This is a genomic window from Escherichia whittamii (assembly GCF_014836715.1).
Taxonomy (GTDB): domain Bacteria; phylum Pseudomonadota; class Gammaproteobacteria; order Enterobacterales; family Enterobacteriaceae; genus Escherichia; species Escherichia whittamii.
In genome coordinates this window covers 135,252-160,925 of the sequence record NZ_JACSQI010000009.1, presented here as the reverse complement: position 1 = coordinate 160,925, position 25,674 = coordinate 135,252, and the positions used below count along the sequence as shown (strand labels likewise).

The 25,674-nt window shown below is 52.7% G+C and carries 26 protein-coding genes; 7 read left to right on the top strand and 19 right to left on the bottom strand.

Annotated features, from left to right (window positions below; genetic code table 11):
- Positions 1-51: 51 nt before the first annotated feature.
- Positions 52-1,104, bottom strand: coding sequence for a DUF2776 family protein (locus H9644_RS15100; RefSeq protein ID WP_191775196.1), 1,053 nt, complete (start codon positions 1,102-1,104; stop codon positions 52-54).
- A gap of 494 nt (positions 1,105-1,598) precedes the next feature.
- Here H9644_RS15100 and H9644_RS21610 point away from each other — a divergent pair, with 494 nt between their 5' ends.
- The 4 genes from H9644_RS21610 to H9644_RS15085 all read left to right on the top strand — a co-directional run bounded on the left by H9644_RS21610 (position 1,599) and on the right by H9644_RS15085 (position 6,698).
- Complete coding sequence (locus H9644_RS21610) at positions 1,599-1,712, top strand: hypothetical protein (RefSeq protein ID WP_222928543.1); 114 nt, start codon at positions 1,599-1,601, stop codon at positions 1,710-1,712.
- 62 nt (positions 1,713-1,774) lie between these two features.
- Positions 1,775-2,842 (top strand): HlyD family secretion protein, encoded by a 1,068-nt coding sequence (locus H9644_RS15095; RefSeq protein ID WP_105289340.1) that lies wholly within the window; start codon positions 1,775-1,777, stop codon positions 2,840-2,842.
- On the top strand, positions 2,839-5,574 hold the full coding sequence (gene rbbA / locus H9644_RS15090; RefSeq protein WP_191775177.1) for a ribosome-associated ATPase/putative transporter RbbA: 2,736 nt from the start codon (positions 2,839-2,841) through the stop codon (positions 5,572-5,574). Before H9644_RS15095 ends, rbbA begins: the two co-directional genes overlap by 4 nt.
- Entirely contained in the window at positions 5,574-6,698 is a 1,125-nt protein-coding gene (locus tag H9644_RS15085) for an ABC transporter permease (RefSeq protein ID WP_105289342.1), read from the top strand. Before rbbA ends, H9644_RS15085 begins: the two co-directional genes overlap by 1 nt.
- A 110-nt stretch (positions 6,699-6,808) precedes the next feature.
- Here H9644_RS15085 and H9644_RS15080 read toward each other — a convergent pair whose 3' ends face one another.
- The 15 genes from H9644_RS15080 to H9644_RS15010 form a co-directional block, all read right to left on the bottom strand.
- Positions 6,809-7,660, bottom strand: a complete 852-nt coding sequence (locus tag H9644_RS15080; RefSeq protein WP_191775175.1) for a class II aldolase — start codon at positions 7,658-7,660, stop codon at positions 6,809-6,811.
- A 31-nt stretch (positions 7,661-7,691) separates the two neighbouring features.
- Positions 7,692-7,961, bottom strand: coding sequence for an HPr family phosphocarrier protein (locus H9644_RS15075; protein WP_191775173.1), 270 nt, complete (start codon positions 7,959-7,961; stop codon positions 7,692-7,694).
- Positions 7,951-9,459, bottom strand: a complete 1,509-nt coding sequence (locus H9644_RS15070; RefSeq protein WP_191775171.1) for an FGGY-family carbohydrate kinase — start codon at positions 9,457-9,459, stop codon at positions 7,951-7,953. The genes H9644_RS15075 and H9644_RS15070 overlap by 11 nt, the downstream gene beginning before the upstream one ends.
- Complete coding sequence (locus tag H9644_RS15065; RefSeq protein WP_064527733.1) at positions 9,452-10,810, bottom strand: PTS galactitol transporter subunit IIC; 1,359 nt, start codon at positions 10,808-10,810, stop codon at positions 9,452-9,454. Before H9644_RS15065 ends, H9644_RS15070 begins: the two co-directional genes overlap by 8 nt.
- Positions 10,811-10,886: 76 nt before the next feature.
- Positions 10,887-11,168, bottom strand: a complete 282-nt coding sequence (locus tag H9644_RS15060) for a PTS sugar transporter subunit IIB (RefSeq protein ID WP_000084021.1) — start codon at positions 11,166-11,168, stop codon at positions 10,887-10,889.
- Entirely contained in the window at positions 11,165-11,638 is a 474-nt protein-coding gene (locus H9644_RS15055) for a PTS sugar transporter subunit IIA (protein WP_064527731.1), read from the bottom strand. Before H9644_RS15055 ends, H9644_RS15060 begins: the two co-directional genes overlap by 4 nt.
- A 24-nt stretch (positions 11,639-11,662) precedes the next feature.
- On the bottom strand, positions 11,663-12,409 hold the full coding sequence (locus tag H9644_RS15050; RefSeq protein WP_105289345.1) for a GntR family transcriptional regulator: 747 nt from the start codon (positions 12,407-12,409) through the stop codon (positions 11,663-11,665).
- Between the two features lie 198 nt (positions 12,410-12,607).
- Complete coding sequence (nikR, locus tag H9644_RS15045; RefSeq protein ID WP_001190062.1) at positions 12,608-13,009, bottom strand: nickel-responsive transcriptional regulator NikR; 402 nt, start codon at positions 13,007-13,009, stop codon at positions 12,608-12,610.
- Positions 13,010-13,014: 5 nt separating this feature from the next.
- Positions 13,015-13,821, bottom strand: coding sequence for a nickel import ATP-binding protein NikE (gene nikE, locus H9644_RS15040; RefSeq protein ID WP_191775168.1), 807 nt, complete (start codon positions 13,819-13,821; stop codon positions 13,015-13,017).
- Entirely contained in the window at positions 13,818-14,582 is a 765-nt protein-coding gene (gene nikD, locus H9644_RS15035; RefSeq protein ID WP_191775167.1) for a nickel import ATP-binding protein NikD, read from the bottom strand. The genes nikE and nikD overlap by 4 nt, the downstream gene beginning before the upstream one ends.
- Entirely contained in the window at positions 14,582-15,415 is an 834-nt protein-coding gene (gene nikC / locus H9644_RS15030) for a nickel ABC transporter permease subunit NikC (protein WP_064527724.1), read from the bottom strand. The genes nikD and nikC overlap by 1 nt, the downstream gene beginning before the upstream one ends.
- Positions 15,412-16,356: a nickel ABC transporter permease subunit NikB gene (gene nikB / locus H9644_RS15025; protein WP_086642429.1), complete on the bottom strand. Its 945-nt coding sequence runs from the start codon at positions 16,354-16,356 to the stop codon at positions 15,412-15,414. Before nikB ends, nikC begins: the two co-directional genes overlap by 4 nt.
- A complete protein-coding gene (gene nikA / locus H9644_RS15020) occupies positions 16,356-17,930 on the bottom strand; it encodes a nickel ABC transporter substrate-binding protein (protein WP_191775164.1) in 1,575 nt (524 codons plus the stop codon). Before nikA ends, nikB begins: the two co-directional genes overlap by 1 nt.
- Before the next feature lie 110 nt (positions 17,931-18,040).
- Positions 18,041-18,628: a 4'-phosphopantetheinyl transferase AcpT gene (gene acpT / locus H9644_RS15015; protein ID WP_064527720.1), complete on the bottom strand. Its 588-nt coding sequence runs from the start codon at positions 18,626-18,628 to the stop codon at positions 18,041-18,043.
- 54 nt (positions 18,629-18,682) lie between these two features.
- Positions 18,683-19,732 carry an AI-2E family transporter gene (locus tag H9644_RS15010; protein WP_191775162.1) on the bottom strand — a complete coding sequence of 350 codons (1,050 nt, stop codon included), beginning with the start codon at positions 19,730-19,732 and terminating at the stop codon, positions 18,683-18,685.
- 98 nt (positions 19,733-19,830) lie between these two features.
- Between H9644_RS15010 and H9644_RS15005 the strand changes: the two genes are divergently transcribed.
- Positions 19,831-21,081 (top strand): MFS transporter, encoded by a 1,251-nt coding sequence (locus H9644_RS15005; RefSeq protein WP_123057972.1) that lies wholly within the window; start codon positions 19,831-19,833, stop codon positions 21,079-21,081.
- A gap of 2 nt (positions 21,082-21,083) precedes the next feature.
- On the opposite strand, the gene dcrB is transcribed toward H9644_RS15005, so the two are convergent.
- Positions 21,084-21,641: a phage sensitivity protein DcrB gene (gene dcrB, locus H9644_RS15000; RefSeq protein WP_064527714.1), complete on the bottom strand. Its 558-nt coding sequence runs from the start codon at positions 21,639-21,641 to the stop codon at positions 21,084-21,086.
- 71 nt (positions 21,642-21,712) lie between these two features.
- Positions 21,713-22,378, bottom strand: coding sequence for a 7-cyano-7-deazaguanine/7-aminomethyl-7-deazaguanine transporter (locus H9644_RS14995; RefSeq protein WP_064527712.1), 666 nt, complete (start codon positions 22,376-22,378; stop codon positions 21,713-21,715).
- 221 nt (positions 22,379-22,599) lie between these two features.
- On the opposite strand from H9644_RS14995, the gene tusA reads away from it, so the two are divergent.
- Together tusA and H9644_RS14985 are read left to right on the top strand one after the other, a co-directional pair.
- The gene (gene tusA, locus H9644_RS14990; protein WP_064527711.1) at positions 22,600-22,845 is read left to right on the top strand and encodes a sulfurtransferase TusA; all 246 of its coding nucleotides are present in this window, start codon (positions 22,600-22,602) and stop codon (positions 22,843-22,845) included.
- 253 nt (positions 22,846-23,098) lie between these two features.
- Positions 23,099-23,407 (top strand): hypothetical protein, encoded by a 309-nt coding sequence (locus H9644_RS14985; protein ID WP_064527709.1) that lies wholly within the window; start codon positions 23,099-23,101, stop codon positions 23,405-23,407.
- A 32-nt stretch (positions 23,408-23,439) separates the two neighbouring features.
- Here H9644_RS14985 and zntA read toward each other — a convergent pair whose 3' ends face one another.
- Positions 23,440-25,638: a Zn(II)/Cd(II)/Pb(II) translocating P-type ATPase ZntA gene (gene zntA, locus H9644_RS14980; protein ID WP_064527707.1), complete on the bottom strand. Its 2,199-nt coding sequence runs from the start codon at positions 25,636-25,638 to the stop codon at positions 23,440-23,442.
- Between the last annotated feature and the right edge of the window lie 36 nt (positions 25,639-25,674).

The window sequence follows — 25,674 nt, the reverse complement described above, 5'->3', positions numbered from 1 at the left end:
CTGAATAAAGCCCAGATAAGACGCTCAACGCCTTATCTGAAGCCTTTTCTATTATTTTTTCGCTGAACCTGCTTCTAAAATAGACACGATGGAAAACAGTGTAAAACACACCGCACCTAAGCCAATCAGAACTCGCGAAGGAATAAAATACCCCATATCGGTTTGCGCAATTTCAGCAAGGAACGCCGCGAGGAACAGGCAAAACAGACAGGTAAATACCGGAATCATGGGTATTCTGTTGGCTAACGAACAGGTGCGTCGCCATACCAGCGCCAATAACCATACTTTAGAGAAAATACTGTAGCAGATCATCCCCAGACAAATGAGAATAATGCCGGGTGCCAGACGGGCGTTTGCATCTGAACTGATTAATACGTAGATGCCCTGAATAACGGTAAGTGATCCGAGCAAAATAACCCAATAGCACCACAGCCAATGCTCTTTCACTGAGAACGTATTCCGCGTTTGATGGACAATAGTGGCGACAAGACCAATAAGGCAAGCGCAAATTGCCGTTAACCCCAGCAGTACGTGACCAGCAACATAATGTGGTGTGATAGTTGCACTACGTAACAGCGCGACTGACCAAATGAAACCAAAGAGAGTAAGCAGAACGGGAACGGCAATTAAGCAATTACCGATTGTTGAAGAATAAGCCTGCAACGGTGTGCCATCACTCTTACTGCCCGAGGCGTTTTTGGGGATCAGCAGGAAATGTCCGGAAGACGCCGCCACGGTTGATACGCAAGCAGCAATCATACCAACACCAAAAATAACATGCCCGGCGACAAATTCATCTGCCATCACATTATCGCTGGACAGAAACGACCATCCCCAAATCATAGTTGCAATGGAGCCAGCGTAACCAATAACAGGAAATAATGTGTTGTAGAGTTTATTCACGCCATGATTTAATTGAGAGATAATAATAAATGCGGTAGTGAATAATGCCAGACAAATTGCAGAGAGAGAAATCAGAACATGCCCTGCAACGAAATATTCACTTTGTCCAGAACCTGCTAATACAAACTCACCTAATGCAATGCATATTATGCCCATTATCAAAGGGATTAATTTAAACAACAATCCGATATATATGTTCATCTCAATCTCCATATGCGTTTCCGCTAATGTCAGAAAGCGTGTAAGTAGTATTTTTAGTCAATTAAATATAACAATGAGATACCACTAATTGTAAAAGTAACTTTACTATAGCCGGATTTATTGTTCTGAGTATTGAGTTTTATAGGCGAGTTAATGCTGGTAAATAAATATTTATCCTACGGCTAATTCTGAATGAATATCTTTTCCTTATTTTTCCTCGTTGCTTAAGACGCAGTTTTTTCTCATCTACCCTCTTTTTGCAAAAATACTGTATTACCCTTCGTTAAGATATTTGCACATAAGACAATAATAACGATATGTGATAGTCACCAATAATATTAAAAATATTTTTGGTTAAAAACGTAATCGAAATGTTGAACATCGCGATGTATCACAAGCTGATGGTAATCAAATAGACAACATGAATATAACTGTTAGTATTTAATTGATTTCACTTATGAGTATGCGTGTTTCATTTACGGCCAGGAATGCTGATGATGACAACATTACTACCCGTTTTCACTAAGCTTTCCCCGTCGGCGCTCAGTTTGCTGCGCCCAGGCCGCCTTTGCCGTTTCCTTCTTATCCCGGATGGAATAATTCGCTGAACGTTGTTCGGCGGCAGTTGTAACACGCGTCGTTTGCTTACAGGGATTATGGCGGGTCGATTATGGATAATATTAAGCGCCATCTGGCGTGGTGGGTTGTAGGGTTACTGGCGGTTGCTGCTGTCGTGGCGTGGTGGTTATTGCGTCCGGCAGGTGTACCGGAGGGCTTTGCTGTCAGTAATGGTCGCATTGAAGCGACGGAAGTGGATATCGCCAGTAAAATTGCCGGACGTATCGACACCATTCTGGTGAAGGAAGGTCAGTTCGTCCGCGAGGGGGAAGTGCTGGCGAAGATGGATACCCGCGTGTTGCAGGAGCAACGGCTGGAAGCCATCGCACAAATCAAAGAGGCGCAAAGTGCCGTTGCCGCCGCGCAGGCTTTGCTGGAACAGCGGCAAAGTGAAACTCGTGCCGCGCAGTCGCTGGTCAATCAACGCCAGGCAGAACTGGACTCCGTAGCCAAACGTCATACGCGTTCCCGCTCGCTCGCCCATAGTGGGGCTATTTCTGCGCAACAACTGGATGACGATCGCGCCGCCGCCGAAAGCGCCCGTGCTGCGCTGGAATCGGCAAAAGCCCAGGTTTCGGCTTCTAAAGCCGCTATAGAAGCGGCACGTACCAATATCATTCAGGCGCAAACGCGCGTCGAAGCGGCACAAGCCACCGAACGGCGTATTGCGGCAGATATCGATGACAGCGAACTGAAAGCCCCGCGTGACGGACGCGTGCAGTATCGGGTCGCCGAACCTGGAGAAGTGCTGGCGGCAGGCGGTCGGGTGCTGAATATGGTCGATTTGAGCGATGTATACATGACTTTCTTCCTGCCAACTGAACAGGCTGGCACGTTGAAACTGGGCGGGGAAGCACGTCTGATCCTCGACGCCGCGCCAGACCTGCGTATTCCCGCAACCATCAGCTTTGTTGCCAGCGTTGCCCAGTTCACGCCAAAAACCGTCGAAACCAGCGATGAACGGCTGAAACTGATGTTCCGTGTCAAAGCGCGTATCCCACCGGAATTACTCCAGCAGCATCTGGAATATGTCAAAACCGGTTTGCCGGGCGTGGCGTGGGTGCGGGTGAATGAAGAACTTCCGTGGCCTGAAGACCTGGCGGTGAGGTTGCCGCAATGACGCATCTGGAACTGGTTCCCGTTCCGCCTGTCGCGCAACTGGCGGGCGTGAGCCAGCATTATGGAAAAACCGTTGCGCTGAATAATATCACTCTCGATATCCCGGCCCGCTGCATGGTCGGGCTGATTGGCCCGGACGGCGTCGGTAAGTCGAGTTTGTTGTCGTTGATTTCTGGTGCTCGTGTCATTGAGCAGGGCAATGTGATGGTACTGGGTGGCGATATGCGTGACCCGAAGCATCGCCGAGACGTCTGCCCGCGCATCGCCTGGATGCCGCAGGGGCTGGGCAAAAATCTTTACCACACTCTGTCGGTGTATGAAAACGTCGATTTTTTCGCCCGCCTGTTTGGCCACGACAAAGCGGAACGGGAAGTACGTATTAATGAGCTGCTGACCAGCACCGGGTTAGCACCGTTTCGCGATCGCCCGGCGGGGAAACTCTCCGGCGGGATGAAGCAAAAGCTTGGGCTGTGCTGTGCGTTAATCCACGACCCGGAACTGTTGATTCTTGATGAGCCAACGACGGGGGTTGATCCACTTTCCCGCGCCCAGTTCTGGGATCTGATCGACAGCATTCGCCAGCGGCAGAGTAATATGAGCGTGCTGGTCGCCACCGCCTACATGGAAGAGGCCGAACGCTTCGACTGGTTGGTGGCGATGAATGCCGGAGAAGTGCTGGCGACCGGCAGCGCCGAAGAACTGCGCCAGCAAACGCAAAGCGCCACGCTGGAAGAAGCGTTTATCGCTTTGTTACCGGAAGCGCAACGCCAGGCGCATCAGGCGGTAGTGATCCCGCCGTATCAACCTGAAAACGCAGAGATTGCCATCGAAGCGCGCGATCTGACCATGCGTTTTGGTTCCTTCGTTGCCGTTGATCACGTCAATTTCCGCATTCCACGCGGGGAGATTTTTGGTTTCCTCGGTTCGAACGGCTGTGGTAAATCCACCACCATGAAAATGCTTACCGGACTGCTGCCCGCCAGCGAAGGTGAAGCGTGGCTATTTGGGCAACCGGTTGATCCAAAAGATATCGATACTCGTCGCCGGGTTGGCTATATGTCGCAGGCGTTTTCGCTCTATAACGAACTCACCGTGCGGCAAAACCTTGAGTTACATGCCCGTTTGTTTCACATCCCGGAAGCGGAAATTCCCGCGCGAGTGGCTGAAATGAGCGAGCGTTTTAAGCTCAACGACGTTGAAGATGTTCTGCCGGAGTCATTACCGCTCGGCATTCGCCAGCGGCTTTCGCTGGCGGTGGCGGTGATTCATCGTCCGGAGATGTTAATCCTTGATGAGCCTACTTCTGGCGTCGATCCGGTGGCGAGGGATATGTTCTGGCAGTTGATGGTGGATCTCTCGCGCCAGGACAAAGTGACCATTTTCATCTCCACCCACTTTATGAACGAAGCGGAACGCTGCGACCGTATCTCGCTAATGCACGCAGGAAAAGTGCTCGCCAGCGGTACACCGCAAGAACTGGTTGAGCAACGCGGAGCCACCAGTCTGGAAGAGGCATTTATCGCCTGTTTGCAGGAAGCGGCAGGGCAGAGCAACGAAGCCGAAGCGCCGCCCGTGGTACACGACGCTACACACGCGCCGCGCCAGGGATTTAGCCTGCGCCGTCTGTTTAGCTACAGCCGCCGCGAAGCACTGGAATTGCGCCGCGATCCGGTCCGTTCGACGCTGGCGCTGATGGGAACGGTGATCCTGATGCTGATAATGGGTTACGGCATCAGTATGGATGTGGAAAACCTGCGCTTTGCGGTGCTCGATCGCGACCAGACCGTCAGTAGCCAGGCGTGGACGCTCAATCTCTCCGGTTCCCGTTACTTTATCGAACAGCCGCCGCTCACCAGTTATGACGAGCTTGATCGTCGGATGCGTGCGGGCGATATCACGGTGGCGATTGAGATCCCGCCCAATTTCGGGCGCGATATCGCGCGTGGTACGCCTGTGGAACTCGGCGTCTGGATTGACGGTGCGATGCCGAGCCGTGCTGAAACGGTAAAAGGTTACGTGCAGGCCATGCACCAGAGCTGGCTACAGGATGTGGCGAGCCGACAATCCACACCCTCCAGCCAAAGCGGGCTGATGAACATTGAGACGCGCTATCGCTATAACCCGGACGTAAAAAGCCTGCCAGCGATTGTTCCGGCGGTGATCCCGCTTCTGCTGATGATGATCCCGTCAATGCTAAGCGCCCTTAGCGTGGTGCGGGAAAAAGAGCTTGGGTCGATTATCAACCTTTACGTGACCCCCACCACCCGTAGCGAATTTTTACTTGGCAAACAGCTGCCATACATCGCGCTGGGGATGCTGAACTTTTTCCTGCTCTGTGGCCTGTCGGTGTTTGTGTTTGGCGTGCCACATAAAGGCAGTTTCCTGACGCTCACCCTGGCGGCGCTGCTGTATATCATCATCGCCACCGGAATGGGGCTGCTGATCTCTACCTTTATGAAAAGTCAGATTGCCGCCATTTTCGGTACGGCGATTATCACGTTGATTCCGGCGACGCAGTTTTCCGGGATGATCGATCCGGTAGCTTCGCTGGAAGGGCCAGGACGTTGGATCGGCGAGGTTTACCCCACCAGTCATTTTCTGACTATCGCCCGCGGGACGTTCTCGAAGGCGCTTGATCTGACTGATTTGTGGCAACTTTTTATCCCGTTGCTGATAGCCATCCCGCTGGTGATGGGCTTAAGCATCCTGCTGCTGAAAAAACAGGAGGGATGATGCGCCATTTACGCAATATTTTTAATCTGGGTATCAAAGAGTTGCGCAGTCTGCTCGGCGATAAAGCGATGCTGACGCTGATTGTCTTCTCGTTTACGGTGTCGGTGTACTCCTCGGCGACTGTCACGCCAGGATCGTTGAACCTCGCGCCGATCGCCATTGCCGATATGGATCAGTCGCAGTTATCGAACCGGATCGTTAATAGTTTTTACCGCCCGTGGTTTTTGCCACCAGAGATGATCACCGCCGATGAGATGGATGCCGGACTGGACGCCGGGCGCTATACCTTCGCGATAAATATTCCGCCGAATTTTCAGCGTGATGTCCTCGCCGGACGCCAGCCGGATATTCAGGTGAACGTTGATGCCACGCGCATGAGCCAGGCGTTTACCGGCAACGGGTATATCCAGAATATTATCAACGGTGAAGTGAACAGCTTTGTCTCGCGCTACCGTGATAACAGCGAACCGTTGGTATCGCTGGAAACGCGGATGCGCTTTAACCCGAACCTCGATCCCGCGTGGTTTGGCGGGGTGATGGCGATCATCAACAACATTACCATGCTGGCGATTGTGTTGACCGGATCGGCGCTGATCCGCGAGCGTGAACACGGCACGGTGGAACACTTGTTGGTAATGCCGATAACGCCGTTTGAGATCATGATGGCGAAGGTCTGGTCGATGGGGCTGGTGGTGCTGGTGGTATCGGGATTATCGCTGGTACTGATGGTAAAAGGCGTGCTGGGCGTACCGATTGAAGGCTCGATTCCGCTGTTTATGCTGGGCGTGGCGCTCAGTCTGTTTGCCACCACGTCTATCGGTATTTTTATGGGGACGATAGCGCGTTCGATGCCACAACTGGGGCTGCTGGTGATTCTGGTGCTGTTGCCGCTGCAAATGCTTTCCGGTGGTTCTACGCCGCGCGAAAGTATGCCGCAGATGGTGCAGGACATTATGTTGACCATGCCGACGACACACTTTGTCAGCCTGGCGCAAGCCATTCTCTACCGTGGTGCCGGATTCGAAATCGTCTGGCCGCAGTTCCTGACGCTGATGGCGATAGGCAGCGTGTTTTTCACCATCGCGCTGCTGCGATTCAGGAAGACGATTGGGACAATGGCGTAAATAAAGTTGCCCGATGCGTAAGCTTATCGGGCCTACGTGTTGGTGCAATTTATTGAATTTTATTGGTTTTGTGGGCCGGATAAGGCGTTTACGCCGCATCCGGCGAGAAATTACTTCATCAACCGATGACCCTCATTCATCATCAGGATTTTGCTATACACATCTTCCTCGACGGCGTTTTTCGCTGATGCCATCACCCGTGCCAGATTCGCTTCGTTGTGATTATTCACATACGCTTTGCCGACGGCGGTGATAAACGCTTTGCGCAGATCGCTGGCGATATTTACTTTAGTGACGCGATAATTAACGAAACTGCGTAATATCTCCGGGGCGATACCGGAACCGCCGTGAATCACCAGCGGCACCGGGCAGACTTCGGCAATGCGTTTCAGCAGGGGGATATCGATACGCGGTATATCGTCCAGGCCATGAACGTTGCCAATGGAAACCGCTAACATGTCGCAACTGGTACGCTCGACAAAGGTTTTCACCTTTTCCGGCTCCGTTTTGCAATCTGCTTCGCTGACGTGATCGTCTTCTTTACCGAGAATGGCCCCCAGCTCTGCTTCAACCGGTACGCCATAGGATTTACAGAAATCGACAGCTTCCTGAGTGAAAGCAATATTCTCTTCAAAAGAGAATGCGGCACCGTCAATCATGACGGAGGTAAAGCCCGCTCGCACCGCCTGTTTAACATCCTCCTGAGTTTTCCCGTGATCCAGATGAAGACTAACAGGAACATCCATTTTATCGGCGTGGCGTTTCACGATTTCATAAATGTAATCGTATCCCGAGAGTTGCGCATTGGTGGGCGCAATCTGAATGAAGTTGGGTAATCCGGAACGCTCAATGGCGTTTAAAATTGAAATCGTCGTCTCCAGATTGGTGGTATTAAACGCGCCCGCTAATACCCGTTTTTCCTGAATGCGGTCGAGCAGTATCCGTCCATTAACTAATGGCATATTGAAAACCTCATCTTTTAATATCAGTTAATTATTCAGCTTCACCGAAGCGGTCACGAAATAAGGCGGCGAGAGTCTGTATTGCCTCGTTTTCATCATCACCTTCGCAGCGTATTTCTACCGTTTTCCCGCCTTTTATACCGGCGCGCATAATATTCATCATGCTGGTGGCATTAATATCATTACCTTCATAGTGCAGCGTCACTTTACAGCTATATTTTTTGGCGGCCTTCGCCAGACAGGCCGCCGGACGTGCATGCAGGCCAGTACTGTTTCTGACCTCCACAGTTTTACTCAACATAGTGTTCCTCCCGATGATGTAATGGAATCACGCCTTCTTGTTGTAATTTCAGTTGATACCAGCTTTTCCACTTGTGCTGATAACGCTGTAATTGATGATACCTTGCCCGATTGGGTAACAAACGTTGGGCAATGGTGGCTTGCGGCGGTGGAATATCCGGTGCTGCGGTTAATAATGCTCCGACAGAAACGGCTTCGTTAAATGCAATTGCTTCAACCGGACGCTGTAAAATATCCGCCTTTAATTGCAGCCAAAGAGGATTATGGGTCGCTGGGCCAATCACTTTTAACGCACTGGTGCCGGGTACGTTAAAACAGGCAAAGCAATTGGCAAATTCCATGGTTAATCCCAGTGATACGCTGGCAATTAACATGTCGATATTTAGCGTATCGCCAAGCCCATAAAATAATCCCCGAGTATGGCGATTTTTATAGGGCGAACCCGAACCACGAAGATGTGGAATAAAGACGGGAATATCATCGAGCAACCAATTCCCCGCCAGATAATCCACATGCCCGCGAGTGAGTGATGCAGCGATCTCCTCATCGGTTAACCGGAACGTATTACGTAGCCACTCCAGAGCGAAGCCGCCCACGGGCAGCGACGCAAACAAGGTGAACTGGTTGGCAAGCGAATAACAGCCGTTTGCCAGCTTGTCACGTTTGGCCTGTTCATCCAGCGTCGGTTGTGTATCCAGTTGCAGAATGCCTTCTGTGGTACCCGTCGAGTTAAGGATATCGCCAGGCATCATCTGCAACGCTCGTGCGCCCACCATATGGTCATGCCCGGCCAGCGTCACGCTGACCGGTTGCGAGAACCCAAGCGTTTTGCAGAGCGACTCGCTGACCCATCCGGCGTGTTCACCTGGTTGCACTAATGGCGCAAATGCCGAACAGGGAACGTGTAACAACGCTGCCGCTTTCGCTGACCATTCGCCTTTGCGCACGTCCAGACACAGCGTACGGCTGGCTAAGGTGATATCTGTGCGTTGTTCGCCGGTCAGCCGCCAGAGCAGCACTTCCGGTGCATGTAGCCAACGCAGACCGCGGCGATTACGCAACGGGTAATGCTCCAGTAACCAACGCATTTTGAAGGCAGAGTAATTGCTGTGCAGCGGTAGCCCGCAGATGTCATAAAGTGCCGCACTGTCTGCCTCACTAAGCGTTGCCAGATACTCCTCACCGCGACGGTCATACCAGGCCAGCATTGGCGTCAGGATCTCGCCGTGCTCGTCAAGGAACACGCCTGACTCGCCAAAACTGGCAATGCTGATCCGCCTGACTGGCAGCGGCGAAGCGGCGTTTAGTTGCGCTATCGCCTGGCGGACCTCCTGCCAGAGGGCGTCGATATCGAAATCGATATCGCCCTGTGGGGAGATCTGTTTTGCCGTCACAAATTTATGCGCGCCCAACGTCGTTGCGTCCTGGCAGGAAAAGCAGGTGACTTTGCAATTGGTGGTGCCAATATCGATAACGATAGCTGCGCTGTTATCAGGCATAAACCGTGCTCCGCGTCATTCGGAAAATGCCATACAGTACCAGGGCAATAACCGGCACCAGACCAATGGCGATGATATTGCCGTTGAAGATTTCCAGCAGCCAGAAGCGGAACGGGTTACCGCCATCAAGGAAACTGGAAACCTGGCCGCTGGAGCCTTCGGCAAATTTGAAGTTAACGTCTTTTGCCATTCCGGTAATAAACGGCGCGATTTTGGTGGCAATCCACAAGTCAGCAATAATCACCGGGATTGCTGCAATAACGGTACGGAAAATATTGCCACGGTTGGCTAAAGCTATCATTGATGCCATTACTGCCAGGTTAGCAAGGTCGCCAAGCGGCAGGACTTCATTACCCGGCAATACAAAAGCGATAAAGACTGAGATTGGCGTCAGCAGCAGAGCGGTGGAAATAATCGCCGGGTTACCTACGGCAACGGCGATATCCAGGCCGATATAGAGATCGTCACGGTCAGGATATTTGGCGTTGAGATACTTCTTGATGGCTTCAGACAGCGGTAATAAACCTTCCATCAGGATGCGTACCATGCGTGGCAGAATGAACATCACACCGCCAATGCTGATGCCAAGCAACAAGACTTTTTTGAAATCGTATCCGGCAATCACGCCGAGCAGAATGCCCAGAATGGTGCCAACCATCATCGGTTCGCCGAAGATGCCAAACTTTTTCTGTACAGTTTCTGGATCGATATGAATACGGTTGAGGCCAGGGATATGGTCGATGATTTTGTCGACCAGTAGACCGACCGGAAAGAACACCACCGAAGAGAGCGTCGGCAATGAGATCCCTTCCAGACCAAAATATTTTTGTACCAGCGGCGCAGACCAGTCGGCGAGTTTCAGCACCACCACCGCAGCAATCGCCGCCGCCAGCAAACCAAAGAACAGGCTGCCAGTGCTGTAATACACCAGCGTACCTGCAAGGGCAAAATGCCAGTAGTTCCACATATCTACGTCAACGGTGCGTGTTTTATTTAACGCCAGCATCGCGACGTTAATCAGAATGGTCAGGGGAATAACAAACGGGGCAATTGGCGAACCCCATGTAATAGCGGAAAGCGGTGGCCAGCCTAAATCCACCACCGGCAAATTAATTCCGGTGCGTTCAACCATCGCCTGGGCTGCTGGCCCAACGTTGCTGGTAAGAATATCGAAAATGGCATAAATACCGACAAAACCAATGCCGACCGTTAATGACGATCGTAAAGCTTTAGCGGGTTTTACTTTAAAACAGAGAGCAAGAATAAATAACACCAACGGTAACATTACCGTGGGGCCAAATCCCAATATATATTGCACAATATTATAGAGGGTATGCGCGATATCGTTCATAATAAACCTCTTTTTCAGGCGAGAGCGCACCTCGCGTTAGCGCCTGATGGAGTGTGTTGAAATTAATTATTATTAATTACTTTTTAAGAATAGAAACAATTTGCGCCAGTACTTTCTCTTCGCCAATACCAGTAATAATTGGTAAGCCGTTAACCACCGGCACGTCGAGTTCATAAGGCACTTTAGTGGTTGATACAACCAGTGCTACGCCGTCAGTATTTCCAGGTAAAGAGGCAACGTTGGTTTGGGAATAATTGACGTTAAGACCGTGCTCTTTGCAATATTCCATGACTTTTTCTGTTACCGCCGTAGATGTGGCAATACCCGTAGCGCAGACAAATAAAATGGTTTGACTCATATTTCACCTCGTTCTTTCATTTTGTTTAAGATTACAGTGTGTATTTCTGTTGTTTCCATCGTAAGCAGGGCGCGCATAAATGACGTATCCTGAATCATTTCCATAATCCATCCCAGGGCATTTAATTGTTTGTTGCTTTCGCTTAATGCGAGCAAAAAAATCACCCGAACAGGTACAGGGTCAGGATCGCCGCCCATATCAGCAAATTCTACCGGTTCCGGCAGGATGCCGACGGCAATTGCATTGCGCCTGACATGTTTATGATCCGTGTGCGGAATGGCGACGCACGGCGGTTCAGTGGGCAGCCCCGTTGGGTACGTCGCCTCACGTTTCAGCACATGGTCGGCAAAATCAGGGACCACCAGTTCAGCGGCAACCAACGGTTGCGCTAACTGACGGATGATCTGTTCAACGCTTAACCCTGCCGGAAGTTGTTGAATATAATTTTCCTGAAACTGTATTCCTTGCATTTCATTCCTCATTAAAAAGTGTATTTAACTCACTTCCCGGCGTTGCAGCACGGTGCCAAGATAATATTTGTTGCCTTTTAACCAGACGTTGCCAAACTCAACGGGCAGCTCGCGGGAAAAAAAGACTAACTGCTCCAGATGCAAAACAGGTGCATCTTCACTGATATCTAAAAAATGACCGCGCTCATTACCAATTAATCGCGCGGCATAGCGACTTTCCGAGTAACGAATTTTTCTTTGCGACAAATTTTCTATTGTTGGAAATAAATTGTGTTGATTAAAATCGATTTCCGCGATGCCGGGACATAGCTCAATATTGATACGATTCTCTATCAGCATCGCTTTTTCATCGCCAATCGAACGTAAACGTTCAAGGTAAAGAATATCCTGACCTGGCGTTATTCTTAATTTCTCTGCCACATAACGATTAGCAGGTTCAATACGTGAAGTAATAACTTCAGTGGTAAAATGTATTTTCTGGCTTTCCAGAGATTCCGCAAATGACAATAATCCTTCACCTAATGGATATGCCACGTTCTCTTTTTTAACAAATGTTCCCTTGCCCTGGACCTGAATCAACACGCCTTCTTTTACCAGTTGGGCGACCGCTTTTTTAACGGTTCCCCGGCTCACTTCCAGCATATCCATAATCTGGTATTCCGAAGGAATGCGATCGTCTTCCACCAGATCCCCGGTATAAATACTTTCTCTTATCCATTCCACCACTTGTTGATAGAGCGGTATTTGTGACGACTTACTTAATGATTTCATGGCGCGCACCTGAACATTTACAGTTGTCTATGGACAATCATGGACAACTTCAAGCGTATAGTAGGTGAACAGGCGAAAAAGAGGATCGAAGCGTCTCACATTTTGGGGGACCGAATCGTGATCAAAAAAATGTGACGCAAGTCGATATTTGGCAGGAATTTACCGCGCCGTCAGGAAATAACGGCGCGTTGGTAGGCGTTAATCTTCTTTCGGCAGACACTGCAAATGCCCGTGCCGCACGCCGCGCTGGGCGATAACGTCATCGGCAAAATGCTGCACGTCACCCATGTCACCTTTCAGCACGGCGATTTCCAGGCAGTCGTCGTGGTTGATATGGACATGCAGCGTGGCGACCGAGAGATCGTGGTGATGATGCTGCGTGGAGACGATACGGCTGGCTAAGTCGCGTTTTTCGTGTTCATACACATACGACAGCACCGCGAAGCCTTGTGTGCCGTGCTGTTGAGTAGCCTCCTGCGCCAGGGCGCTACGCAGAATATCGCGGATAGCTTCGGAACGGTTGTTATAGCCGCGACGCTGGCTCAGGCTGTCCAGCGTCTCCAGTAAATCGTCATCAAGCGTGATGGTGACTCGTTGCATTTGCGTTAAACCTTTTCTGTGGCGCGACGGCGCACGGGGAATGCGGGTAATACCGCGTTTTGTAGCACACGTCCGGCGTCAGAGGAAAAGGTTAATTTATCTCCCACCGCCTGGGTTTCGACGATTTGTCCGTTGTCCATCACCATCACTCGCTGGCAAAAGCGTTCCACCAGGCGTAAGTCGTGGGTGATGAACAGACAGGCAGTGCCAAATTGCTGTTGCAGCTTTTTCAGCAGACGAATGACGCCCGCCTGCAGCACGAGATCAAGGTTAGAAACGGCTTCATCCAGAATCAGTAGTTTCGGTTCGACCGCCAGCGCGCGCGCCAGGCAGACGCGCTGAAGCTGGCCGCCGCTCAACTGCGGTGGGCGTTTGTCGAGCACGCTGTCATCGAGATCTACCGCCTTCAGCATTTCGCTGGCGCGCGCCAGTTGCTCCGATTTTTTCAGCGATAACAGATGGCGCATCGGTTCACGCAGGATTTCGCGCACGGTTTTACGTGGATTCACGGCGCTGATGGAGTCCTGAAATACCATCTGAATATCGCGGCGGAAGGCTTTACGTTGAGCGCGATTGAGCTTCGCCAGCGGTTCGCCGCGCCAGCGAATATTGCCCTGCGAGGGTGATTCTAAACCTACCAATAGCCGCGCGAGGGTACTTTTCCCGCAGCCGCTGCGCCCCAGCAGGGCGACGGTTTCGCCGCTTTTCAGGGTCAGAGAAACGTTATTCAGCACCGTCTGGTGCTGATGTTTTCCGCTAAATCCACCGTGCGCATAGTGATGTGAAAGGTCGGAGACGTTAAGTAAAGTCATGATGCCAGCTCCATACCGTAGAGAGCGAGGTGAGCCGAAACCAGGCTGCGTGTCACCGCATGTTTAGGGGCATTAAACAGCGTTTCGACATCGCCCTGTTCGACAATCTTACCGTGAGACATTACCGCCACGTCATCCGCCAGACGCGCCACCACGCCCATATCATGAGTGACCAGCAGCATCCCCGGCGCTTGTTTTTGCATAATGCTTTCCAGTAGATCGAGGATGCGCGCCTGCGCCACCACGTCAAGATCGGTGGTCGGTTCGTCGGCGATGATAAACGGCGATTCGCACAGCACCGCCATCGCAATCATCATGCGCTGCAACATGCCGCCGCTCATCTCGAACGGGTACAGCTTCAGCACGTGTGCGGCATTTTCCAGCCCCACGGCTTCTAATGCTGCGGTAAGCGTGGCGTCATCGGCGGGTTTCCCTAACGCCAGGCAGGTTTCTCGCGCGTGGGTCTGCATGGTGTGCAGCGGATTAAAGGCGCTGCGCGGGTTCTGCATGATGGTGGCAATTTTGATGCCGCGCAGGGCGCAGGGGGAAACCGGTTTGCCATCGGCTAAAATTTCCCCCGCCGTCTGGCGAACGCCTGCGGGCAGAATGCCCAGCGCGGCGGCGCAGGTTAATGATTTCCCGCTGCCGCTACCGCCGACTAACGCCAGCACGCGCCCGCGTTGCAGGGTTAACGATACACCGTGTACCAGCGGCTGCGCGGCCTGTAGCGCGATATCGCGCAGTTCAATCTGTTGTGGCATTAATGTGCGTGCTCCGTCACCAGATGCGGGTCCAGATGATCGCGCAGGGCGTCACCTACCAGGTTAAAGGCCATCACGCTGATAAACAGCGCCAGCCCCGGCCAGAACATTTGCAGCGGCTGGGTCCAGATATACTGGCGCGCATCGTTAATCATCACGCCCCATTCGGCGGTCGGCGCGGTCACGCCGAGGCCGAGGAAGGACATCCCCGCGACGTGCAGCATCATATGGCCGATATCCAGCGTCGCCAGCACCAGCAGCGAAGGGATCACCGCGCCTGCCAGATGATCAACAAACACTCGCACATGGCCCGCGCCGGAAAGCCGTGATGCCAGCACAAACTCGCGCTGGCGCAGCGAAATCACCAGGCTGCGTACCATGCGCGCGTACCACGCCCAGTGTGACAGGGCGATGGCGATGATTACGTTAGTCAATCCGGTGCCGAGCACACCAACCATAAAGAATGACAGAATCGAGGTCGGGAAGGTCATGAACATATCGGCGACGCGCATGGTGGCCTGATCAACGCGCCCGCCAATCAGCCCGGCGCTGCCGCCAATAACCAGCCCTAATGCCAGCACCAGCAGCAGGCAGGCCATTACCGAGCCGAGCGACACGCGAGTTGCCGCCATCAGTCGCGAAAAGATATCGCGCCCTAAGTGATCGGTCCCCAGCCAGTGCTGCGCATCCGGCGAAAGCAGGCGCGAAGGTAAATCAATCGCCTGTGGGTCATACGGTAGCCACCACTGGCTGGTGAGCGCAATCAGCGCCAGCAGGGCGATAATGACCAGCGCCAGGCGAACGGACCAGCGGGAAGAGAGGAAAAAGTTCACGCGTGCGCTCCTTCATGACGACGAATGCGCGGGTCCAGCGCGGCGTTGAGCAAATCAACAATCAAATTACAGACCACAAAAACCACCACCATCATCAGCGTAAAGCACTGAATCACCGGATAGTCACGGTTGAAAATCGCCGACACCGCATAGCGCCCGACCCCCGGCCAGGCAAAGATGTTTTCGATAATCATCGTCCCGCCAATCAGTTCGCCAATGTGCATCCCAACTGCGGTGATCATCGGCAGCGAGGCATTGCGCAGGATGTGGCGGCGTTCGGTCTGTTTGTCGTTCAAACCGCGCAGCCGCGCCCAGGTGACGTGACGCTGACCGGCGACGTCCAGCATACTGGCGCGCAGCAGACGCGCGTTAATCGCCAGCGACATAAAGGCGATGGAAACCGCAGGCAAAATGATGTGCTGCCAGCCGCCGTAGCCCATTGCAGGAAGCCATTGCAGATACACCGAAAATGTCATCACCAGTAAAAACGCCAGCCAGAAGTTAGGCATCGACACACCAAGAAACGCGATAAAACGCACGGCGAAATCGGGCAGGCGGTCGCGATGACGTGCCGCCCAGATGCCGAGTGGCACGGAAGTGAGCAGAATTAACACCAGCGCCGCACCAGCAAGTTCCAGCGTGGCTGGCAGGAAGTTCAGCATATCATCGAGTACCGGGCGTTGACTGGCGAATGAAATACCAAAGTCAAGATGCAGCGCCTTCCATAGCCAGGTGCCGTACTGTACATACAGCGGCTGATCCAGCCCCAGCATCGTACGAGTAGAGGCCAGCATTTCCGGCGTCGGCGGCAGGTTAGAGAGCCGCAGATAATCGAGTGCCGGGTCGCCGGTGCCGAGGCGCAGCATCAGAAAAATAATCACCGAGGCGGCGAGCACCATCGGGATCAGCAGCAGAAAGCGGCGTAATACGTAACGCAACATTAAGGTTTCACCGGTTTAATCTGTTCGAACGGAATTTCAGTGGCGATCGGCGCGTAGGGGATGTTACCCAGTTCCGGTTTTGATACCACCATCATTGAGATGTAGCTGATCGGCAGATATACCGCTTCGTCATGCAGACGGGTCAGAATGTCGCGATACAGTGCCTGACGTTGCGTTTCGTCATGGGTCGCCAGTACTTCGCCGATCTCTTTATCAATTAGCGGCTTGTCGGCTAAACCTTGCTGTGCCTGGAAGTCAGCGTGTGAGGGTACGCGCATCGAACTCAGGAAGGCGTGTGGATCGTATGGCGCGCCCCAGGTACGGTGGAAAATCATGCCAAAACGACCGTCGCGCTGACGCGCATAGATACTGCTCTCTTCTTCGCCGATCAGCGAGACATCAGCGCCAATCTGGCGCATATCAGCCTGAATGATCTCCGCCATTGATTTGCTTAACGCATCGGTGCCGATGAACGACAGTTCAATGCGCAGCGGCTGCCCATTTTTCTCGCGGATATCTTTGCCCGCAGGCAGAGTCCAGCCTGCTTTTTCCAGTAACTCTTTTGCTTTCTGCGGATCGTACTGGCGCGGTTTCAGGCCAAGGTTGGCGTAAGGCACTGTAGGGGCAAACAGGGTGTCGGCAACCTGCTGGGTGCCATACAACGCGTTATCGATCAGCGATTTTTTGTTTACCGCGTGATTGAGTGCTTCACGAACTGCAAGCTCGTTGGTCGGGGCTTTGGCCGTATTGAGCGCCAGCATCACGGTTTCGATCGGCTGTGACAACTGGGTATGGTAAGCCGGATTCTGGCTAAAGCGGGCGAAGGTATCGAGTGGCAACAGTCCTTCGTTACCGTACAGCAGGTCGATATCGCCGGTTTCAAACGCTACCGCGCGGGTGGTCGGGTCCGGGATGACGTTAAAGGTAATCTTTTTAATCGCCGGTTTTTCGCCCCAGTAGTTTTCGTTACGCACGAAGACGTCGTACTGATTCAGTTTCGATTCCTGCAAAACCCACGGCCCGGTGCCAATTGGCGCTTTAATCCCGTTCATGGTTTCATGGTTTTTAAACTGCGATGGGGCGATAAAGCGAAAAGGGCGGGGCAGGGCTAGTTCTTGCAGGAAAGGATAGTAGGCGCTTTTCAGGGTGATTTGCAGCTCTGTTTTGCTGAGTACTTTGACATCAACAATCTGGTTTGCCAGCTCCAGCCAGGCGTGACGTTGGCGGTTATCGAGTACTGCGCGGAAGTTTTCTGCCGCCGCCTGTGCATCAAACGGTTCACCGTTAGAGAATTTCACGTCATCGCGCAGGGTGAAGGTCCAGGTTTTGCCATCTTCCGAATGGGTCCAGCTTTTTGCCAGCCACGGGATCACCGAGCCATCTGCCTGATATTTCACCAGAGGTTCATAGACCATGCTCTGGGCGAACATCTGGTTAGGCGTGTAAAGGTGCGGGTTTAGTGGCCCGACATTCACCGGCCAGGCGGTGGTGATTTCATCTGGCGTGGCGGCATGTGCGAAAAAAGTGGCACAGGTCAGCAGCGCAAATAGAGTGCGGCGGAGTGCGGAGAACATGGTAACCCCAATGGATTAAAATAGATGGCGGAAATAAGTATGACGATTTTAAGTATTCGTCATACTGATTACCTGTTCTGGATCAAAAGATGGGCAGTCGGAGGAGCGGATCAGTTAAGCGAATCGATCCATTGCACACTATCGGCGGTGAGCGTAAAGGGAGTCGGAGTGCAGATCGCCAGGCTTAAATTTTCAAGCTGACAATGGCTGACTGACAGTGAGGACTGATAGGTGCTGTCTACGCTGACGATTTGCCAGGCGCTGCCGCCGCGCTGTTTAACGATGGCTTCTTTGCGCGTCCAGATGCGCCAGAACACTTCCAGTTGCTGATCTGGATGGACGGCGTCCATTTCGGCGTGTTCCCCAAGGCTGAACACGGCGTTCGCCAGCCAGCGCCAGTTGGCGCGCGGGCGAATCACTTCGATATCGCAGCCGACTTCGCCTTCATCGCTCAATAGCAGGGCGATATCGTCGCCGCTATGGCTTAAGTTGAACCATAGCGGAGTCTCTGGGGCGAAAGCAGGTTTGCCTTGTTCACCGTAGATGATGTCTGGTAGTGGAGAAAGCGTATGCGAAAGCAATGCACGCCCCGCCAGCCAGCGTTCGCGCCGTGGACCTTGCGGTGCTTGATCGCGCAAAGCCGGTGGCAGTGGAGCTGCGCTTAAGGTCGAAACTTTCCCCAGAACTATCCGATACATATCAGGGCCAACGTTTAATGGAAAAGGAAAGTGCGTATCGTATCACTTGTCGCCTCATCCCGGTAACCGACTTTTCGGTCTGCCTGGTCCCAGTAAAATCGCCAGTTTGCTGCCGCCTTTAGTGGTTTCCATCCAGATTTTACAGACACTGGTTAATGGCACTGAAAGCAGCATACCGACCGGGCCGAGCAGCCATCCCCAAATCAACAACGAAAGAAATACCACCATGGTGGACATCCCCAGACGATGGCCCATCATCCGTGGTTCTAAAATATTGCCGATGACCATATGGACAACTAAAAACAATGCGCCGACCAGAATACATTCGTAAACGCCATTAAACAGCAACACCTGGATCATTGGCGGCACGGCGGAGATCACCGCGCCAATATTGGGGACGTAGTTGAGTAAAAACGCCAGCACCGCCCACATCAGTGCAAACTGTATACCCATCAGCGCCAGCCCCAGCCAGACAATCACGCCCGTCCATAAACTGAGTAGCGTTTTTAATGCCAGATAGTGCGAAACGCCTTTTAATGCGCGGTGTAGTCCGGCGATGTGAATCTGTGGATTATTCAACGCAAAGCGCATTTTGTAAGGGACGTGGCGTACTTCAAACAGCATGAAAACTACAGTCATCACCAGCAGAAGCACGCTCGCCATTGCCCCGGAAAGCCCGGTCATTAGCGCCGTGGTGAAGGTAACCACTTTTTCTGAATCCATCCGCTGCAGCATTCGTTCCGGCGACATATGCAAATTAAGAAAAGGCAGCATTTCCTGCAATTTAAAAAGCTTGCGCGTCAGCTCCTTATTAAACTTCGGCAGCATAGAGATGAATTCGTTAAACGATGCCGCCAGCACACCAACCAGCGCGGTAAGTGCGATCAGCATCACCACCACCACAATCGTAATGGCAACAGGGCGTTGTACTCCGCGACGAATAAACCAGGTCACCAGTGGGTTGAGAACGATGGCGAAAAACAGCGCCAGTAACAATTGCACAATGATATCTGCTGCTGCGTGAATACCCGCAAGGATCACTACCAGTGAAGCCAGCTTGAGTAGAATATGCATGCCCGTTTTATCGGGTTGAGATGTTTCCATTGGGGCTTCCTTGTGACTTTTTGTATTAAGTGTAGCGGGAGTCACGCCAGCAATATTCTGATTCTTCCTGCTGATTTTCACGCCACCACGTGGTAAAAATGAAACACTGTTGTAAAAATGTGGTGATCCTCATGCCCGTACCCGTTGCCGAACCGGCGCTTAACGGATTGCGCCTGAATTTGCGCATTGTCTCCATTGTCATGTTTAACTTTGCCAGCTATCTGACCATTGGGTTACCGCTCGCCGTCCTGCCTGGCTATGTCCATGATGTGATGGGCTTTAGCGCCTTCTGGGCGGGGCTGGTTATCAGCCTGCAATATTTCGCTACCTTGCTGAGTCGTCCTCATGCCGGACGTTATGCTGATTTGCTGGGGCCAAAAAAGATTGTCGTCTTCGGTTTGTGTGGCTGCTTTTTGAGCGGGCTGGGGTATCTGACGGCAGGGTTAACCGCCAGCCTGCCTGTCATCAGCCTGTTATTACTGTGCCTGGGACGCGTGATTCTTGGGATTGGGCAAAGTTTTGCCGGAACGGGGTCGACACTGTGGGGCGTTGGCGTGGTGGGTTCAATGCATATCGGGCGGGTAATTTCGTGGAACGGCATTGTCACTTACGGGGCGATGGCGATGGGCGCGCCGTTGGGCGTGCTGTTTTATCACTGGGGCGGATTACAAGCGTTGGCGTTAATCATCATGGGCGTGGCGCTGGTGGCTATTTTGTTGGCAATACCGCGTCCAACGGTGAAAGCCAGCAAAGGCAAACCTCTGCCGTTTCGTGCGGTGCTTGGGCGCGTCTGGTTATACGGCATGGCGCTGGCGTTGGCTTCTGCCGGATTCGGCGTTATCGCCACCTTTATCACACTGTTTTATGACGCTAAAGGCTGGGACGGTGCGGCTTTTGCGCTGACGCTGTTTAGCTGTGCATTTGTCGGTACACGATTGTTATTCCCTAACGGCATAAATCGTATCGGCGGCTTAAATGTGGCGATGCTCTGCTTTAGCGTTGAGATTATCGGCCTGCTGTTGGTTGGCGTGGCGACCATGCCGTGGATGGCGAAAATCGGCGTCTTACTGGCAGGGGCCGGTTTTTCTTTGGTATTCCCGGCGCTTGGCGTGGTGGCGGTCAAAGCGGTGCCGCAGCAGAATCAGGGGGCGGCGCTGGCAACCTATACCGTGTTTATGGATTTATCGCTGGGCGTGACCGGGCCGCTGGCTGGGTTAGTCATGAGTTGGGCGGGTGTGCCGGTGATTTATCTGGCGGCGGCGGGGCTGGTAGCAATCGCGTTATTGCTGACGTGGCGGTTAAAAAAACGGCCTCCGGTGGAAGCACCTGAGGCCGTCTCGTCATCTTAAAATTACTGAATAACCAGCGTATTAATGATGTTTTCTGCGGTGGTCTGCGCTTTTTGCTGATCGTCAGCAGGCAGTGTGATTTGCATCGTCAGCATTTGATTTCCCACGTTACCCAGAATGATGGAAGAGTACGCTGTCTGGCCTTTAGCGGAGATGATGCTGTCTAACTGCTGCATTTTATGACCTTTCAGCTCAATGGCTTTGTTGGTCACCACTTGCAGCTGTGGATCGCGGCTACGTTGCTGATCTTCCAGACGCTTCGCCAGCACAGCCAGGTCTTCTTTCGGATCATCGCCCATAATAATAATCACCGCTTTCTGCCCGGTGGCATCGGACCAGACGTGCATGTTATTGGCCTCTGTTCCCAGCTTACCGCTCTGGTCGGTCATATCTGCTGGCAACGAGAAGCTTAACTTGCCATCAAGCAGGCTGACGGGATTCGCGGTAGCGTTACTTTCCGCGACTGTACCTTCCGCTGTAGCGTTAGTGTCTTTATCATCACAGGCCGCAAGCCCCATAACCAGCAGGCCAATTCCGACATATTTAACCAGATTGCGCATTGATTCTTCCTTTCGATAAACGGCCATAACGGCTCATTCATCCATCTTATCACAAGTCTGATAACGAACCTTTAACTGGCCTGCAAAGCGTTGATTTCGGATTTATCTGCCAGTCTTTTCAATAGCATATTGAGTAATACGCCATACATTGGCAGGAAGAAAACAATGCTGATTAACACTTTGAAACAGTAATCAACCAGCGCGATTTCCATCCAGTGTTCGGCCATAAAGGCATCCGGGCTACGCCAGAAAGCAATGAAGAAGAAGGCCAGCGTATCGCTAACGTTACCAAACAGTGTGGAAGCCGTCGGAGCCAGCCACCATCGGCGGTTCTGGCGCAGGCGGTTAAAGACGTGCACGTCGAGGATCTGTCCCAGCGCGTAGGCCATAAAGCTGGCGGTGGCGATACGGGCGACGAACAGGTTGAAGTGGACGAGAGCGCCGAATCCCTGCCATGAACCCATATAAAACAGTGATGAGATGACGTAGGAGATCAGCAACGCGGGGATCATCACTGCAAAGATGATGCGACGAGCCAGCGGCGCGCCAAAAATACGCACAGTCAGGTCGGTAGCAAGAAAAATAAACGGAAAGCTAAACGCGCCCCAGGTGGTATGAAAACCAAAAATGGAGACGGGAAGCTGAACCAGATAGTTACTGGAGGTGATCACCAGCAGATGAAATAACGACAACCAGAACAACGCCTTATAGCGCTGAGTTTGCGAGAAAACGTTCATATTGTACCTTTTTGATTAACCATTGGGGTGAGGGAACCCAATACGTACAACACGTTATTTTATGTTGAGATAATAACGTGCTTACCCTTTTTTCGAGCCGCCGCATGATACTGCTTTACGTTGACAATGCAATGGTTAATTTTCACGCAATCGTTAACCTGGTTTGCTAACGGACTCACAGGGCGTAAACTAGCGCCGTTTTTTTATGTGATGAGAAGAAAATGACCGATCTCTTTTCCAGCCCTGACCACACACTCGACGCGCTTGGCCTGCGCTGCCCGGAACCGGTGATGATGGTGCGCAAAACCGTGCGCAATATGCAGCCTGGCGAAACATTGTTGATTATCGCCGATGATCCGGCCACGACCCGCGATATTCCTGGGTTTTGTACCTTTATGGAGCATGAACTGGTGGCCAAAGAGACGGACGGGTTGCCTTATCGTTATTTGATTCGCAAAGGGAGCTGATAGGGCAGCCTGATGCGACGCTGGCGTGTCTTATCAGGCCTACGTTGATACGGTCATCGAACACGCTCAATGTTGTGATCGGCTTGTAGGCCGGATAAGGCGTTTACGCCGCATCCGGCGATACGGTGCGCAATGCCTGATGCGACGCTTCCGCGTCTTATCATGCCTACTAATATATCGAAATTTCAGCTGCTTATAGGACGGATATGGTGTTTACGCCGTATCTGGCACGCAAGTGTAATGGAATACACAAATGGATTATTTAATTCCAGTTTGTCTGGTATTGCTGGGATTGCTCGCGATGTTCGCCCCCAATTGGCTGATGCCTGTTTTTATCGTCGTGGCGGGATGGTTGGGGATACTTGCCTGTGGTTGGCTTTGGCTATTGCTATTTTTCCCTTTACTCAACGGCGTCGGGCTTGCTTATGCCCTGTGGTTGATGTTCAAAAGGCCATCATTTATGTCCCGCCTGGTTGCTGTATTTTGTGTTATCTCCGTCATTCTGATGTTAGCACTATATTACGCTTTCCTGACCATGCCGCCGTTCCCGGCCCAGCATTAAGCCTGATAGCCTCTGGCTATCAGGCAACACCTTTATTTCCTGCGCAACAGCCTTAACGCATTTGCCGTCACCAGCACCGTCGCACCGGTATCTGCCAGCACCGCCAGCCACAGGCCGGTCATCCCTAACAGCGTGGTGACGAGGAAAACGCCTTTCAGCCCCAGCGCAATAGTGATGTTCTGGCGGATATTGGCGTGAGTGGCGCGCGCTAGTTCAATCATTTGCACCAGACCGCGCAGGTGGTTATGCGTTAATGCGGCATCTGCGGTTTCCAGCGCCACGTCTGTGCCGCTCCCCATTGCAATCCCGATTGCGGCAGCTTTCATCGCTGGTGCATCGTTAATACCGTCGCCGACCATCGCCAGCGGCGCATGTTGATTCAACGCTGTCACCGCTTTGACTTTATCTTCCGGCAATAGGCCCGCTTTAAATTCCAGCCCCAGTTCCCCGGCGATTGCCGCCGCTGCGCGTGGATTATCGCCAGTAAGAATCACCCCTTTGACGCCCAGCGCGTTCAGTTCACTGATAGCCGTCGCGGCGTCGGCGCGCAGGGTATCCTGCAGGGCAATAACGCCAAGCACTTCATTGTTACGTACTACCAGCACTACCGTTTGCCCGGCGCTTTCAAGTTCATTAATCAAACCAGCAAATGCATCAGCAGGATGTTTACCAGCAGCGCAAATCAATATGCGCTCACCGTTAACCTGCGCTTCAATGCCAGACCCGACCAGCGCCCGCTGTGATTCGGCGGCGGGAATGGTCAGTGCAGCGACCTGCGCTTCGCGCACAATGGCCTGTGCCAGCGGATGCGTCGCACCTTGTTCTACCGCCGCAGCCAGTGCCAGTAGGTCAGATTCGCTAACGCCCGTTGCCGGATGAATCGCGGTGACGCGCGGTTTGCCGACCGTCAGCGTACCGGTTTTATCAAACGCCACCTGGGTAACACGACCTAGCTGTTCCAGCGCCGCGCCGCCTTTAATCAGCGCTCCACGACGCGCCGCTGCTGCCAGCCCGGAGGTAATCGCCGCGGGCGTGGAGATAACCAGCGCACACGGGCAGCCAATAAGCAGCAGCGTCAGCCCTTTATAAATCCACTCTTGCCAGCTGGCGGCAAACAGCAGCGGTGGCACCAGCGTCACCAGCAGGGCGACGGCCATAATTGCTGGCGTGTAAATACGGCTGAAACGGTCAATAAACCGCTCAATAGGTGCGCGGCGCTCTTCGGCTTCTTCAATCAGTTTCAGAATGCGGTCAATGGCGCTGGCACCCGGTTCTGACAACACTTCCAGCGTAACCAGACGGTCTACGCTGGTGGCGCCTGCTGGAACTTTATCGCCCGTTGCACGCTCCACCGGAATGGATTCTCCGGTCAGGGCGCTTTCATCAAAACTGGCAAATGGCGAGAGTAGTTTACCGTCGGCAGGCAAACGTCCACCCGCCGCAACTTCAATCACATCGCCAGGGCGCAGACTGTTAATTGCCACCTCTTCACGCTCGCCGTTACGCAGGCGCGTGGCGGTTTCTGGTTTCAGCGCCATCAACGCGCTAACGCCCTGACGTGCGCGGCTGGCAGCCCAGCCTTCCAGTCGTTCGCCAATCAGAAACAGCAATAACACCATCGCAGCTTCAGCCGTTGCGCCAATAAACAGTGCGCCAATGGCGGCCACGCTCATTAACGTTTCAATGGCAAAGTAACTACCGGATTTGATCAGCCGTAATGCCTGGCGAGCAATCGGGTACAGCCCAACCAGTGTGGTGGCGATAAACGCCAGTTGGCCGAACGGATGATTAAATTGCTCCAGTCCCCAGCTGATTGCCATCATCACGATAAGCGTAATCAGCGGCAGGTTTTCCTTCAGGCGTGATGCTTGCGGTTCTTCGGCAGCCTGTTCATCGCGCAGGGAATAGCCCGCTTTTTGCACCGCCGATTCAACTTGCGCACGGATGTCATTGTTGGCATCCACCACCAGTTTTTCGGTAGCGAACAACACCTGTACCTGATTCACACCTGCAAGCTGGCGCACAGCATTTTCCACTTTGCGCGCACAGGCGGCGCAGTCCATGCCGCTAACTTTCCAGCTATAGCGGGTGCCGGAGACTTTTTCCGAGAGTGTTGGCGTGCTGGAACATGCGCCGTCGCAGCAACAGTCGTTGGCGTTCTGTGCCGTGGTTAGCGGTTTGAACGCGGCAAATTGAGGGGCTTTTTTGCCGTGATTGTCGGGAGTCGACATGGCATCCTCCGGTTAAGTTTTTTCTCATTAACCGAA